The sequence below is a fragment of the Novosphingobium sp. AP12 genome (assembly GCF_000281975.1).
Taxonomy (GTDB): domain Bacteria; phylum Pseudomonadota; class Alphaproteobacteria; order Sphingomonadales; family Sphingomonadaceae; genus Novosphingobium.
In genome coordinates this window covers 1-13,561 of record NZ_AKKE01000128.1, presented here as the reverse complement: position 1 = coordinate 13,561, position 13,561 = coordinate 1, and the positions used below count along the sequence as shown (strand labels likewise).

15 protein-coding genes are annotated in these 13,561 nt (G+C 66.3%); 10 read left to right on the top strand and 5 right to left on the bottom strand.

The window, feature by feature from the left end; translation table 11 throughout:
• Positions 1-2 precede the first annotated feature (2 nt).
• Together PMI02_RS18760 and PMI02_RS18755 are read left to right on the top strand one after the other, a co-directional pair.
• Positions 3-884 carry a thiamine pyrophosphate-dependent enzyme gene (locus tag PMI02_RS18760; protein WP_007685735.1) on the top strand — a complete coding sequence of 294 codons (882 nt, stop codon included), beginning with the start codon at positions 3-5 and terminating at the stop codon, positions 882-884.
• A gap of 66 nt (positions 885-950) precedes the next feature.
• Positions 951-1,919: a metal-dependent hydrolase gene (locus tag PMI02_RS18755; RefSeq protein ID WP_007685733.1), complete on the top strand. Its 969-nt coding sequence runs from the start codon at positions 951-953 to the stop codon at positions 1,917-1,919.
• On the opposite strand, the gene PMI02_RS18750 is transcribed toward PMI02_RS18755, so the two are convergent.
• Positions 1,888-2,622: a phosphatase PAP2 family protein gene (locus PMI02_RS18750; RefSeq protein WP_052025662.1), complete on the bottom strand. Its 735-nt coding sequence runs from the start codon at positions 2,620-2,622 to the stop codon at positions 1,888-1,890. The genes PMI02_RS18755 and PMI02_RS18750 overlap by 32 nt on opposite strands.
• Positions 2,623-2,678: 56 nt before the next feature.
• Between PMI02_RS18750 and PMI02_RS18745 the strand changes: the two genes are divergently transcribed.
• Positions 2,679-4,046, top strand: coding sequence for a deoxyribodipyrimidine photo-lyase (locus PMI02_RS18745; protein ID WP_007685730.1), 1,368 nt, complete (start codon positions 2,679-2,681; stop codon positions 4,044-4,046).
• A gap of 61 nt (positions 4,047-4,107) precedes the next feature.
• Positions 4,108-5,397 carry a cyclopropane-fatty-acyl-phospholipid synthase family protein gene (locus PMI02_RS18740; RefSeq protein WP_007685728.1) on the top strand — a complete coding sequence of 430 codons (1,290 nt, stop codon included), beginning with the start codon at positions 4,108-4,110 and terminating at the stop codon, positions 5,395-5,397.
• Positions 5,398-5,407: 10 nt separating this feature from the next.
• Here PMI02_RS18740 and PMI02_RS18735 read toward each other — a convergent pair whose 3' ends face one another.
• The 3 genes from PMI02_RS18735 to purF all read right to left on the bottom strand — a co-directional run bounded on the left by PMI02_RS18735 (position 5,408) and on the right by purF (position 8,004).
• Positions 5,408-5,755: a PilZ domain-containing protein gene (locus PMI02_RS18735; RefSeq protein ID WP_007685726.1), complete on the bottom strand. Its 348-nt coding sequence runs from the start codon at positions 5,753-5,755 to the stop codon at positions 5,408-5,410.
• 84 nt (positions 5,756-5,839) lie between these two features.
• Positions 5,840-6,559 (bottom strand): SDR family NAD(P)-dependent oxidoreductase, encoded by a 720-nt coding sequence (locus PMI02_RS18730; protein ID WP_007685724.1) that lies wholly within the window; start codon positions 6,557-6,559, stop codon positions 5,840-5,842.
• Positions 6,556-8,004, bottom strand: a complete 1,449-nt coding sequence (gene purF / locus PMI02_RS18725; RefSeq protein ID WP_007685723.1) for an amidophosphoribosyltransferase — start codon at positions 8,002-8,004, stop codon at positions 6,556-6,558. Before purF ends, PMI02_RS18730 begins: the two co-directional genes overlap by 4 nt.
• Positions 8,005-8,293: 289 nt before the next feature.
• Between purF and PMI02_RS18720 the strand changes: the two genes are divergently transcribed.
• Positions 8,294-8,626: a hypothetical protein gene (locus PMI02_RS18720; protein ID WP_007685721.1), complete on the top strand. Its 333-nt coding sequence runs from the start codon at positions 8,294-8,296 to the stop codon at positions 8,624-8,626.
• Positions 8,627-8,665: 39 nt separating this feature from the next.
• On the opposite strand, the gene PMI02_RS18715 is transcribed toward PMI02_RS18720, so the two are convergent.
• A complete protein-coding gene (locus PMI02_RS18715; RefSeq protein ID WP_193372900.1) occupies positions 8,666-10,171 on the bottom strand; it encodes a hypothetical protein in 1,506 nt (501 codons plus the stop codon).
• Positions 10,172-10,188: 17 nt separating this feature from the next.
• Here PMI02_RS18715 and PMI02_RS18710 point away from each other — a divergent pair, with 17 nt between their 5' ends.
• The 5 genes from PMI02_RS18710 to PMI02_RS18690 form a co-directional block, all read left to right on the top strand.
• Positions 10,189-11,430, top strand: a complete 1,242-nt coding sequence (locus PMI02_RS18710) for a lipoprotein-releasing ABC transporter permease subunit (RefSeq protein ID WP_007685717.1) — start codon at positions 10,189-10,191, stop codon at positions 11,428-11,430.
• Entirely contained in the window at positions 11,423-12,121 is a 699-nt protein-coding gene (locus tag PMI02_RS18705) for an ABC transporter ATP-binding protein (protein WP_007685716.1), read from the top strand. The genes PMI02_RS18710 and PMI02_RS18705 overlap by 8 nt, the downstream gene beginning before the upstream one ends.
• A gap of 85 nt (positions 12,122-12,206) precedes the next feature.
• Positions 12,207-12,488: a hypothetical protein gene (locus tag PMI02_RS18700; protein ID WP_007685713.1), complete on the top strand. Its 282-nt coding sequence runs from the start codon at positions 12,207-12,209 to the stop codon at positions 12,486-12,488.
• Complete coding sequence (locus tag PMI02_RS18695) at positions 12,481-12,969, top strand: glutathione peroxidase (RefSeq protein WP_007685711.1); 489 nt, start codon at positions 12,481-12,483, stop codon at positions 12,967-12,969. Before PMI02_RS18700 ends, PMI02_RS18695 begins: the two co-directional genes overlap by 8 nt.
• A gap of 319 nt (positions 12,970-13,288) precedes the next feature.
• The coding region (locus PMI02_RS18690; protein WP_007685709.1) for a PHP domain-containing protein at positions 13,289-13,561 on the top strand (273 nt) is incomplete at its 3' end.

Genomic DNA, 13,561 nt, shown 5'->3' with positions numbered 1-13,561 from the left:
GTATCGGCTGTTCCAGCCGCTTTCCGTATTACGTCGAGAGCTACGGCTTCCACACCATCCACGGCCGCGCGCCGGCGGTCGCGACGGGGATCAAGCTGGCCAACCCGGACCTCGACGTCTGGCTGGTGACGGGCGACGGAGACGGGCTGTCGATCGGCGGCAACCACACGATGCATGTCCTGCGCCGCAATCTCGACTGCCAGATACTGCTGTTCAACAACGAGATCTACGGGCTAACCAAGGGGCAGTATTCGCCCACCAGCCGGGTCGGAACTCCGTCGCCGACCTCGCCGATCGGCTCGGTCGACCGGCCCGCTCTGCCTTGCGCCTTCGCGCTGGGATCGGGCGCCCGGTTCGTGGCGCGCGGGTATGACGTGTCCAAGGATTTGTCCGATGTGCTGGTCGCCGCCTATCGCCACAAGGGCGCGGCCTTCGTGGAGATTTTCCAGAACTGCATCGTCTACAACAAGGACCGCTTCGACGACTTCACCCAGAAGGCCGTCGCGGCGGACAACCAGGTGCTGTGCCGCGACGGCGAGCCGCTCGTGTTCGCGAAGGGGACCAACGGCCTGGCGCTCGATCTGGAGACGCTGTCGCTCAAGGTGGTCGAAGTCGTCGATGGGGACTGGCAGGCGGCGGGCGTGGTGACGCACAACCCGCGCAACCGGGGCCTTGCGCATATGCTGATCGAGATGCCCTTCGGTCCGTTCCCCATGGCGCTGGGCGTGATCTACGACGATCCCGCGCCGACTTTCGAAAGCGCCATCGTCGCCGAGCGCGCCAGCCTCGTCGCCGGCAAGAGCGCGGATCTGGGCAAGCTGCTGTCCAAGGGCCAGACTTGGACGGTGGGCGAGCCGGAAAGCGCGCACGGCTTGATGGACTGACCGCGCGGGGGTTGCCTTGGCGCATTGCGGACCCGATAAGGTCCGCAATGCAAATCCCCATATCTCATGGATAATCTCACCCACAGCCTGGTCGGCTGGGCGCTCGCCGAGACGGGCCTGAAGCGGCGAACCCGCAAGGGCCTCGCCGCTTGTGTGCTTGCCGCCAACATGCCGGATATCGACGTGTTCTTCGGCTGGGCCCCGTGGGCACCGCTGGCGATGCACCGGGGCTTCACGCATGGCCTGGTGGGCGGCGTGCTGCTGATGCCGCCACTGCTGGCCGGACTGCTCTGGCTGCTCGACCGCCGGCAGATGTCGCGCGGGGCCATCTTCCGGAGCGGCTTGCCGATGCATTTCGGCTGGCTGCTGGCGCTGTGCTATCTCGGCGCGATCACGCACCCGTTGCTCGATCTGCAGAACACCTATTCCGTCCAATTGCTCTCGCCTGCGAGCGCGCGGTGGTTCCATACCGACGGGCTGTTCATCATCTCGCCCTGGCTGCTGGCGATTCTGGGGGCGGGGATATGGTTAGCGCGGCGGCGCTGGCGCTGCGGCCGTCCGAGGGCGGGGCGGCCAGCTTGGGTTGCGTTGGCGGGAGTGGTAGCGTTCATTGCGCTCAACATCGGCATTTCCGCGCTCGCCTGGACTTCGGTGCCGAACTATGACGGAAGTGACCGCGTTTTCGCCTCGCCGGAACCGCTGCTGTTCTGGCGGCGAGAGGTCGTCTGGCGCAGCCAGGGCCGGATAGCGCAGGGCTATTACGATCCGCTGAACCCCGGCGCCGGCATCACCAAGGTCGCACCGTCCATCTACGATAATATGGACAATCCGCTCACTCGCCGCGCCATCGCGGCATCACCGGAAGTAGCGGACTTCCTGAACTGGTCGCAGATGCCCTTTGCGACGATCGAACAGCGCGGCTGCGAGGCAACTGTCACTTTCGGCGACGCGCGTTTCACTGCCCCGCGCATGGCCGGGAGCTTCACGCACGTAGTGACGGTGCCTACCGGCGATCCGGGCTGTCCGGCTCGCTGACCGCCTCGGCCGCGTCGACAGTGGCTTTGGCCGGGCGGTAGAGCAGGGCGCTGGCCAGGAACGCCCAGCCGGCGCCGCCCAGCCATCCGGCGACCACGTCGCTCGGCCAATGGACACCTAGCCAGACCCGGCTCCACGCGATCGCGAGGCTGACGATCATGGCGCCTACGATGACTGTCCAGCGCACCGATCGGCGGCTGGTCAGCGCCGCGAAGGCAAGGGCCATGGCGATGTAGACCACCGCTGAATTGAAGCTGTGGCCGCTCGGGAAACTATTGCCCCCGGCCTCCGTGAGGTGTGGGAGGATTTGTGGGCGGGCCCGCCCGACCAGCCCCTTGAGCGCGCTGTTTACCGCCCACCCAGACGCGACGGTCAGCGCGAACAGCACGGCCTCGCGGCGCAGGCGGAGGAACAGCAGCGCCGCGACGGCGGCGAGCGCGAAGACATTACGCAGCAGTACGCCGCCCAGCGCGGTCACGTCGCGTACGCCCTCCAGCATTTTCGTAGAGCCATCGGGCCGCAGTGTGCTGTCGTGCCAGAAAAGCAGCCCCGCCCGGTCGAGCATTTCTGCATGACCGCCGCGCACGGCCCACGCGACCAGAGCGGCACCTGACCAGCACAGAACCGCACATAGCAGTGCCCTACGCGGATCGATGCGAAAGCCGCGAGAGGGCAGCGTAAAGGTTTCGGAAACGACGACCATCGCGCTAGGGAACGCCCCTCCGGGCAAGGCGTTGCCCCCTCGATGAGTTACCGCGCATGAGTTCCCCCGTCATCGTCTGGCTGCGGCGCGACCTGCGCCTGTCCGATCAACCTGCCATCGCCGAGGCCGCCCGCAAAGGTCCGGTGATCCCCGTCTACATCTGCGATGACGAGACGCCCCGGCACCGCGCCATGGGCGGTGCCTCGCGCTGGTGGCTACATCATTCGCTGAGCAGCCTCGACGCGGCGCTGCGCGATCAAGGCTCGCGGCTGATCCTCCGGCGGGGGCGGAGCGACGAGGTGTTGGCGAAGCTGGCCGAGGAGGTCGGCGCTACCGAGGTTGACGCCCTGCACCACTACGAACCGTGGTGGCGAAATGCCGAGAAGGCGGTCGCGAAGCACCTGACGCTGTGCCTGCACCACGGCAACTACCTCGCCCCGCCGGGTTCGGTGACGACGGGCTCGGGCGGGCTCTACAAGATTTATACTCCCTTCTGGCGGGCCTTGCGCGAACGCATGCCGCCGCCGGAGCCGCAGCGCCGGCCGCAGTCGATCCCGGCGCCGACCAAGTGGCCGAAGTCGGACAGGCTGGAGGACTGGGGCCTGCTCCCCTCTAAACCCGACTGGGCAGGAGGGCTTCGCGGGATGTGGGAACCTGGCGAGGGCGGCGCCCGCAAACGCCTGCACGCCTTCGTCGAGGAAGCCTCCGCCTACGAGGCGCAGCGCAACCTGCCGGGGGTGGACGGCACCTCGATGCTCTCGCCGCACCTGCATTTCGGCGAGGTCTCGCCGTCGCAGGTCTGGCACGCGGTGGCGGATGCGGGTGGTTCGGTCGGCACCTTCCTGAGCGAAGTGGGCTGGCGCGACTATGCGCAGAACGTGATCCTGCAGTTCCCCGACTATGGCAGCAAATACGCGCGCGATCCCTTCGGCGACTTCCCGTGGCGGACCAGCAAGGCGGACCTCGAGGCATGGCAGCTGGGCCGCACCGGATACCCGGTCGTCGATGCCGGGATGCGTCAACTCTGGCACACCGGCTGGATGCACAACCGCGTGCGCATGATCGCGGCCAGCTTCCTCATCAAGCACCTGCTGATCGACTGGCGCGAGGGCGAGAAGTGGTTCTGGGACACGCTGGTCGATGCCGACTACGGCAACAACTCGGTCAACTGGCAATGGACCGCAGGCTCGGGCATCGACGCGCAGATGTTCGTGAGGATCATGGCGCCGCTCACCCAGTCGGAAAAGTTCGACGCGGCCAGTTACATCCGCGAGTGGGTGCCCGAACTGGCCGATCTGTCCGACGAGGATATCCACGATCCGCCGCCTGCGGTCCGGCCGAAGGACTATCCCGAGAAGCGGATCGAACATCGCGACGCGCGTGAACGAGCCCTCTCGGCATGGCAGCAGGCCAAGGCGGAATAGCGCATCCGGGATGTCGCCCTAGGCAATTGCCCGAGGCGGATTTCGAGTCCATATCAGCGCCATGAATGCGCATGTGCCGGGTAGGGGCGGAGAACTGGTAGAAGGCGGACGTGCCATCGGCGTCGGTCCGCAGTGGCTCGCGCGGCTGTGGTCGGGCGGGGTCCACAAGATCCTCGACCGTATCGACGCCGGGCTGCAGCGCGGCTCGATCATGGCAACGCTGCCGGGCGGCGAGACGCGGGTGCTCGGCGGGCGCGAGCCCGGGTTCGACTGCGTGGTCGAACTAAAAAGCTGGCGTGCGCTGCTGCGACTGGCGACGGCGGGCTCGGTCGGCTGGTATCAGGCCTGGGAGGCGGGTGAATGGGACAGTCCCGACCCCGTCCCGCTCTTCGCACTGTTCATGGACAACGCCGTCGGGCTCGGCGGCGTCGCGCGGGCGCACGGACCATGGCGGATCGTGACGCGGCTGGTGCATGCGCTCCACCGCAACACCCGCTCGGGGTCGCTGAAGAACATCCACGCGCACTACGATCTGGGCAACGACTTCTATTCCCAGTGGCTGGGCGAGACGATGCTCTATTCGAGCGCGATATACTCGGACGCCGACCGTGGGCCGAACGCCTACAGCCAGTTCGTCACTGAGCTGGACTGCGCGCAGTCGGCCAAGGCGGGGGCAATGATCGAGCGGCTCGAGGTGGAACCCGGCGACCGCGTGCTCGAGATCGGCTGCGGCTGGGGCACGCTGGCGGCCTTCCTTGCCAGTCACGACGGCGTCCACGTCGATGCCATCAGCCTCTCCGACGAACAGCTCGCCTATGCGCGGGACCGGTGGGCGGACAGTGGCGGTAGCGTGGCGTTCCGCAAGCAGGACTACCGCGACGTATCGGAGCAGTACGACGCCATCGTCTCGGTGGAGATGGTGGAGGCGGTGGGGCGCGCCTACTGGCCCGACTTCTTCGATTGCCTCTCGCGCAGCCTGCGCCCCGGCGGGCGGGCGGCGATCCAGTACATTGCGATCCACGACGACATTTTCGAGCGCTACGCCGCCAGCGCGGACTTCATCCAGACCTACGTGTTCCCCGGCGGGATGCTGGTGAGCGAAAGCGAGTTCCGCGCCCTTGCCGCCGAGCGGGGCCTGAGCTGGGAGGACCGCCACGGGTTCGGGCAGGACTACGCCCGCACCTTGCGCGAATGGCGCCGCCTGTTCGACCTCGCGGTGGAGGAAGGCCGGTTGCCACAGGGCTTCGACGAGCGCTTCGTGCGGCTCTGGCGCTACTACCTGATGTACTGCGAGGGCGGCTTCCTGGGCGGCGGCATCGACGTCGCGCAGGTGACGCTGGTGAAGGGGTAGGGCCGGCGCCTCAGCGCCGGCGCGGCGCGTCTAGGTCCCAGCGGCCGAGGATCGTCTCGAGTTCCACAGGGTCGAGCAGCTGGTCGAAGGCGCAGCCGACGAGGCCGTTGTCCCACCATACGACCTTGGCGGTCACCGTCTCCATTCCGGGCAGCGTCAACCAGCACATCGTGCGGGGCGCGATCTGGGTCATGGCCGTGGCCGAGAACCCGGAGAGGGACAGGTCGCGTACCGCCGTCTGGAAGCTTTTGGACCCCGAGGGGCGCAAGGACGCGGGGATGGAAATGCGCAATCGGGGGGCGCTGCGGTCTTCCTGGGCGGCGGCCGCGTATCGTTCCTGTTGGGTGTGGTTGACCATGGCGACCTCACTCTTTTGTAGAACGATGCTCCTTTTGGGGCACCGATTCGGCACCATGTGTCCCACTTTGGGGTTACCTTGGCATTACGCAGGCTGGTTAACGGTTTCCCGGTGGCCGGTGGTAAAGTCTTCCAGCAGCAGCGAAACCAGGCGCTCGGCCACGACTTCCGGCGGCTTTACCGAGGCCGGTGCCTCGCCCGGATAGGCTCTCGCGCGCATGGCCGTGCGGGTGGCGCCGGGGTTTACGATGGCGACGCGGATCTTAGAAACCTTGGCGGTTTCCTGTGCGTAGGCGTCCAGCAGCACTTCGAACGCGGCCTTGGTCGCACCGTAAGCGCCCCAGTAGGCGCGCGGGGTCTGCGCTACCGTGGTGGTCATGCCGACGACGCGGGCATTGTCGCTTTTCTTCAGCAGCGGATCGAAGTTCGCGATCAATGCCTGGGTGGCCAGCACGTTGGTGGTGAGCGCCTTGTTGAAGGCGCGCTGGTCGATATCGGCGACGCTGGTCAGCTCGGGCAGGATCGCCGCGTTGATGACCATGATGTCGAGCTTGCCCCAGCGCTGCGAGAGCGCGGTGGCCAGCCGGGCGATACCGTCGGGCTCGACGAGGTCGACCGGCGCGATCGTGGCCGAGCCGCCGGCCTGGAAGATCGTGTCCTCGACGCCTTCGAGCGCCTTGGTGTCGCGGCCCGTGAGCACGACGTGCGCGCCCTGCGCCGCCAGCGCGATCGCCGTCGCCGCGCCGATGCCGCGGCTGGCGCCGGTGACGAGCGCGACTTGCCCTGCGAACTTGCCCTCGCTCATGCCGCGTTGAGTTCCGCCGGGAAGCGGTCGGAAAAGTCGGTCAGCTTGGTGGGGTATTCACCGGTGAAGCAGGCGTCGCAGAACTGCGGGCACTTGTTGGTGCGCTTTTCCTCGCCGACCGCGCGGTAGAGGCCGTCGATCGAGACGAAGGCAAGGCTGTCGGCCTGGATGAAGTCGGCCATGGCCTGCGTGTCCATCGTCGCTGCCAGCAGCTTCGAACGCTCGGGCGTGTCGACGCCGTAGAAGCACGAATGCTCGGTAGGCGGGCTGGCAATGCGCATGTGCACTTCGGCGGCGCCGGCATCGCGCATCATCTCGACGATTTTCTTCGAGGTGGTGCCGCGCACGATCGAATCGTCGATTAGGATGATGCGCTTGCCTTCTACCACGGGGCGGTTGGCGTTGTGCTTGCGCTTCACGTCGGCATGACGGGCAGCGTCGCCCGGCTGGATGAAGGTGCGGCCCACGTAGTGCGAGCGGATGATGCCCAGTTCGAAGGGAATGCCCGATTCCTGCGCATAGCCGATGGCGGCCGGCACGCCGCTGTCGGGCACCGGGATGACCACGTCGGCTTCGGCGAAGGCTTCCTTGGCGAGTTCCACGCCGATCTGCTTGCGCACGTTGTAGACCGAGCGGCCGTCCATGATCGAATCGGGGCGCGAGAAGTAGACGTGTTCGAAGATACAGGGGCGCGGGCTCGGGTCGCCGAAGGGGCGGTGGCTGGAGATCGTGCCCTTGTGGTCGACCTGGACCAGTTCGCCCGGCTCGATCGAGCGGACGAACTCGGCACCGATCACGTCGAAGGCGACGGTTTCCGAGGCGAACACGGTGGCGTCGCCGATGCGGCCCATCACCAGCGGGCGGATGCCGAGCGGATCGCGGCAGGCGATCATGCCCTCGGCAGTCATGCAGATCAGCGAGTAGGCGCCTTCCACCATCCGAAGCGCATCGACGAAGCGGTCGAGCAGGGTGGGGTAGCGGCTGGTCGCGACAAGGTGGATGATGACTTCGGTGTCGGAGGTCGACTGGAAGATCGAGCCCTTCGACACGAGATCATGCTTGAGCGCCATCGCGTTGGAGATGTTGCCGTTGTGGGCGATCGAGAAGCCGCCCGCGGCCAGGTCGGCGAACAGCGGCTGGACGTTGCGCAGGCCCGAGCCGCCGGTGGTGGCGTAGCGCACGTGGCCCGAGGCCATGGAGCCCGGCAGCGTGTCCACTTCCTTCTGGCTGAAGACCTGCGCGACGTGGCCGATGCCGCGATGCGAGTGGAATTCGTTGCCTGAGAACGAGGTGATTCCCACCGCCTCCTGGCCGCGGTGCTGGAGCGAATGCAGCCCCGCCGCCGTTATCGCGGCGGCTTCGTTGGCGCCGATAACGCCGAAAATCCCGCACTCTTCGCGCAGTTTGTCCCCGTCGGCATCACGAAAGGGGTGAGTCATGTTCATGGATGTGTGTCCAGCCCGCTGGCGCGTCAAAACGCTCGCGCATTTGGCTGCGATCGTTCCGAAAAGCAAGGGGCAAGGCGGGCGCTTGCGACGGGGCGCGGGCGGCGATGCTATTTGATGTGCGCGTGTGACGCCAGGATGACGGGGGGACGAAGGGGGACTGGCCCCGTTGGCATCGCCCGACATTAGTTGCCGTTCGTTGCGGGAGGACGGAAACCGCCAAGCGGCTTTTGCGTTTCATCCTCGAGCCTTCCGCACCGTGACGGGGGCTGCCATTGGGAGCCTGAGAGTGGATACCGCCGAAACCAGCCGAACGAGAGCTCCAGATCCGGCCCTTCGCGAGCCGCAGCCGTTCGTCGCGGTCAGCCAACTGGAAGGCCCTGCGGATGGAACGCTCACCCAGCCGCGCCGCCGTGCTCAGGGCGAGCGGGACCAGGCGGCGATTCCTGTCAGCCTGCTGCTGGAGGCGACACGCACGGCAGGCATGTTCCAGCGGTCGGCGCTCGGTCACCTCGATCATCATGCCTGGCTCGACCGCGTGCAGTCCGATGGCCAGAAGCTGATCGACGTACTGGCGCAGATGGGCTTCCACCCACGCTCGGAACGTCCGGCCAAACGCTGAGGCCCGTGGCGTGTACGTCGGCAGACAGCGGCGTCGACGTCAGTCCATCGTCAACGACCACGCATGGCCGAACTGGAGGTAGAAGACCGCGCCTCCCGGTCCGTAGGCGACATCGATCCCGGCATCGAAACCCAGTTTGCGCGCAAGGCGGTATCGAATGCCGCCGCCCCCCGCCCATACTGCGCCTGAGTCCTTGTAAAGGCGCTTGCTGCCGGCATCTGTGGCGCCGAACCCGCCAAAGGCCAGAATCGACCAGCGGGGGCTCAATTGCCACGTCGTCTCCACCTCCGAACTGACGGTAGTCATTCCCTGATAGCGCATCGCCTGAACGCCGCGCAGGTCTATGGCCGGTGCGAAGAACACTGGAAAATCGCCGCGAATGGCTTTCAGCTCGAACTTGAGGCCGAAGCGCAGGTTGGGCGTCAGCCGGTCGAAGGAATAGGTCTCGACGTTGTAGGTTTCGTAGTTGCGATCGCTGCCGAACGTGCCGCGATTGAATTTTCCTTCGACGAACGCATTGGTCCCTCGCGTCGGGGTGAGCGTATTGTCGCGGCTGTCGAAATGGAAGCCGAGGCCGAGCGCTCCCGTGTGGAGCGTGTGGTTAAACTGGTTCGCGAAATCCTCGGGAAGGCCGGGGATATCCAGCTGCGACTTGAGTTTGCGGAAGTCGAACAGCGGGCCCGCCGAAAAACGCTCGTCGCCGAAGTGCCAGAGTGCCGAGCCGAAGATGCCGTAATCATAGTGGTTGGTATACTCCACGCCGCTTGGCGCGAAGGCGGGGTAGGAATCGAGTGTCACTTTGCCGTGGCCAACGCCGACCCGGTAGTTCAGTCGTCCGTCGAAAGCGAACCCCGACTGGAAATAGCCGATGCCATCAGAGCCGTTGCCAGTCTTGAAGGCACCGATGACATGCTTCGTGACCTGCCGAGGATGATCCGGGTCAACCGACAGAAAAGCCGCCGCCAGCCCGAAACCACCATCGACCGCCGGTTCGGTGATGATGATCGGCACGGGAATGAAGCCGCCTTTCGCCAGGAAGTTCGACAGGTCGAGGCCGTGATCCGTCTCATCGATGAAGCGGTCGAAGAAGCCTTTCCCCGGAGTGTGGGAGGTGGGTGCCGGCGTGGATGGCGTGGCCTGTGCCTGAGCCTCGGCCCCGGACGCGAGTGGTGCCTCAGATACCGCCGCTTCCTGTGCGAACGAGGGTGAGGCGGCGGCAGCAAGCCCGAGAGCGCCCGCGAGGGCCGGACCGACCGGCCCGCCGCAAATCCCTTTGTGCATCTGATATCCGCTTTCGACGAAAAGCCTTCTGTCCCTGCGCAAGCTAGGGGCAGGGCAGACTTCCGGTCCATCAGGGCAATCCCCGCCTACGCGCCGCTTGAACCCTGAGCCGCCGTAGCGATCGCCTGTCCACCGCAGGCTTCGCCACGGGCGCTCGGGTGCCGACCGCACTCGGCCGGGAACCTTTCGCCCGTTCCACCGCTTGCCCCACGCTTGCCAGCGAGCAGCCATCATCCTAATGCCGGGCTCACCCCAGCCGATCACAGACGGACCCGTCGCTCTTGATCCTATCCCCTTTCGAATGGACCATCGCGAAGCGCTACATGCTGCCCGGCAAGGGCGAGCGCTTCATTGCCCTGGTCGCAGGCATCAGTCTGGTCGCGGTTGCGCTCGGCGTGGCCGCGCTGGTCATCGTCATGAGCGTCATGAATGGCTTCCGTGCGGAGCTGTTCGACAAGATCGTGAACCTCAACGGCCACGCGATCATCCAGGCTTACGGCAGCAGGCTGGACGACTGGCAGAACGTGCTCGAAAACGTGCGGAAGACGCCCGGCGTCACCCGTGCCTCGCCGCTGATCGAACAGCCGCTGCTGGCCAGCTTCAACGGCCGGGTCGAGGCGATCCTCGTGCGCGGCAACACGGCGGAGGACCTCGCCCGCCTGCAGGACAAGGTGAAGGCCGGCACGCTCGCCGCACTCAAGCCGGGCGGAGATACAGTCGCCATCGGCAAGCAACTGGCGCAGAACCTCGGCGCGCAAGTCGGCGACGTCATCACCATCATCAATCCGCAGGGGCGCTCCACCCCCTTCGGCACGGTGCCGCGCCAGATCGCCTACACCGTGTCCGCGATCTTCGAGATCGGCATCTACGACTATGACAACGCCTACGTGGTCATGCCCATGCAGGACGCGCAGACGCTGCTGCTGACGGGCGATTCGATCTCCATGATAGAGGTGACGACCAACGATCCCGACAACGTCGGCGCCATCCTCGCCCCGCTCGAGCGACAACTGGCCGGCCGCGCGGTGGTCAACAGCTGGAAGACCATCAACGCCTCGCTGTTCGAGGCGCTGGCGGTGGAGCGCGTCGCGATGTTCGTGGTGCTCTCGATCATCGTGCTGGTGGCAGTGTTCAACATCCTTTCCTCGCTCATCATGCTGGTGCGCGCCAAGACCCGCGACATCGCGATCCTGCGCACTATGGGCGCGACGCGCCGCTCGTTGCTCAAGGTCTTCGTGACGGCGGGCTTCTGCATCGGCGCGATGGGCACGTTCGTGGGGCTGCTGCTGGGCTTCGTGTTCCTCTATTTCCGCCAGCCGATTGTCCGTCTGGTCGAGATCGTCACCGGGCAGAACCTGTGGGACCCCTCGATCCGCTTCCTGACGGAACTGCCCTCGCGCTCCGACCCGGTGGAGATCGTCACGATCTGCATCATGGCGCTGGTGTTCAGCTTCCTCGCCACGCTCTACCCGGCCTACAGGGCGGCGAGCACCGATCCCGTGCAGGTGCTGCGTTATGAGTGAATCCATCTCCGCCTCCACCTCGGCGCCGGTGGTGCGCCTGACGCAGGTGACCCGCAGCTTCGAGCAGGGCGGCGTGCGCATCGACGTGCTGCGCGGCGTCGACCTGACCGTGCGCCCCGGCGAGATCGTCGGCCTGCTCGGCCCCTCGGGCTCGGGCAAGTCGACCATGCTGCAGGCGATCGGCCTGCTCGAAGGCGGCTTCGGCGGCAAGATCGAGATCGCCGGGATCGACGCCAGCAAGCTCGGCAAGGACCAGCGCGCGGCGGTGCGGCGCGACCACATCGGCTTCGTCTACCAGTTCCATCACCTGCTGCCCGACTTCAACGCCAGCGAGAACGTGGTCCTGCCCCAGCTCATCACAGGCAAGCCCCGTCCCGAGTGCGACGAGCGCGCGACCGAACTGCTCACCGCGCTGGGCCTCGGGGGACGGCTTGAGCATCGCCCCAGCAAGCTTTCGGGCGGCGAACAGCAGCGTGTCGCGGTGGCGCGCGCGCTCGCCAACCGGCCGCACCTCGTGCTGGCGGACGAGCCCACCGGCAATCTCGACGAGGCGACCGCCGACAAGGTCTTCGCGCAGTTCCTCGCGCTGGTGCGGGGGGAGGGCAGCGCCGCCCTCGTCGCCACGCACAACGAGCGGCTGGCGGCGGCCATGGACCGCGTGGTGCGCCTCCACGATGGGGTCCTTACTTAACGTCCTTGTGTCGGAACCGACGTTGCGCTCGCGGTTTTCTGTTCCCACATCGTATGTGCGACAATGAACAGAAAAGGACACGCCGATGAGCGACACTCCGTCCACCATCGAGACGAGCACCACGCCGGTGAAGGGCTTCGGCTGGGAAGATTCCGCCGAACTTCACAAATGCGAGGATGGCGGCGGCCTGTTCCACCGGTTCAAGACCATCCGCCGCGGCACCGTCGCCGAGCTGATCCGCTTCGTCATGGGCATGCCCGAGGACCGGCAGGACGACTACGCCATCCAGAAGGACGGCGACCACACTTTCCGCATCGGCGAGATCCGCAACCTCTCGCGCCGCGCGGACTTCCCCAAGAATGCCTGATCCCCGCACCATCGCGGACTTCACGGCGTCTCTGCCGAACGGCGAGACCATCAGCCTGGCCGACCGGGTCGGCAAGGTGGTGCTGGTGGTCAACACCGCCAGCAAGTGCGGCTTCACCCCGCAGTACAAAGGTCTCGAGGCACTCTGGCAGCAGTACCGCGACCGCGGGCTGGAGGTCATCGCTTTTCCCTGCAACCAGTTCGGCAAGCAGGAACCCGGCGAGGCGGATGAGATCGCTTCGTTCTGCGAGGTGAACTTCGGCCTCTCGTTCCCGCTTATGGGCAAGGTCGAGGTCAACGGCCCCGGGGCAGCGCCCCTCTACGACTGGCTCAAGGCCGAGGCGCCCGGCGTGCTCGGATCGAAGTCGATCAAGTGGAACTTCACCAAGTTCCTCATCGGCCGCGACGGCAAGGTGGTGCGCCGCTATGCCCCGACCGATAAGCCCGAGGCGATGGCCAAGGACATCGAGGCACTGCTTTAATTCCAGTACTTACGTCGTCCCTGCGAAGGCAGGGACCGCGGGCTGTGCTTCGGGTCAAGGCTCGCCGGGCGGCGGGCTCGGTCGGGCGAGCGGTCCCTGCCTTCGACGATATTCCCACGCCACCGGCGCCATCCGCCCATGACTAGCCTGAACATCGATGAGCGGCGAGGTATCCAGCATTGTCGACCACGGCGTCGTCAGCTGGAAGGGCATCGCCTTCGCCGCGCCTCCCGCGAAGTGACGGCGCAACGCCGCTAATCCCCGAGCTTATCCCCAGCCGGCCCTTGATCCGCCCATGCGCAGTGCATAGATTCCCACGATGCCCCATGCTCCCTTCGTACCACTTCGCATCTTCTCCAGCTTCACCATGCTGGACGGCGCGATCGATCCGAAGGCGATCGCCAAGCTGGCCAAGGAGCGGGGGTTTCCCGCCGCCGCGATCTGTGACCGCAACGGACTCTACGGCGCGCCGATCTTCGCTGGCGCGGCCAAGGGCGCAGGCGTGCAGCCGGTCATCGGCACATTCCTCGCGATTGCCCGGCCTGGGGTACAGGCGCAGGGGCAGAACCTGCCGATCGACTGGCTGGGGGGG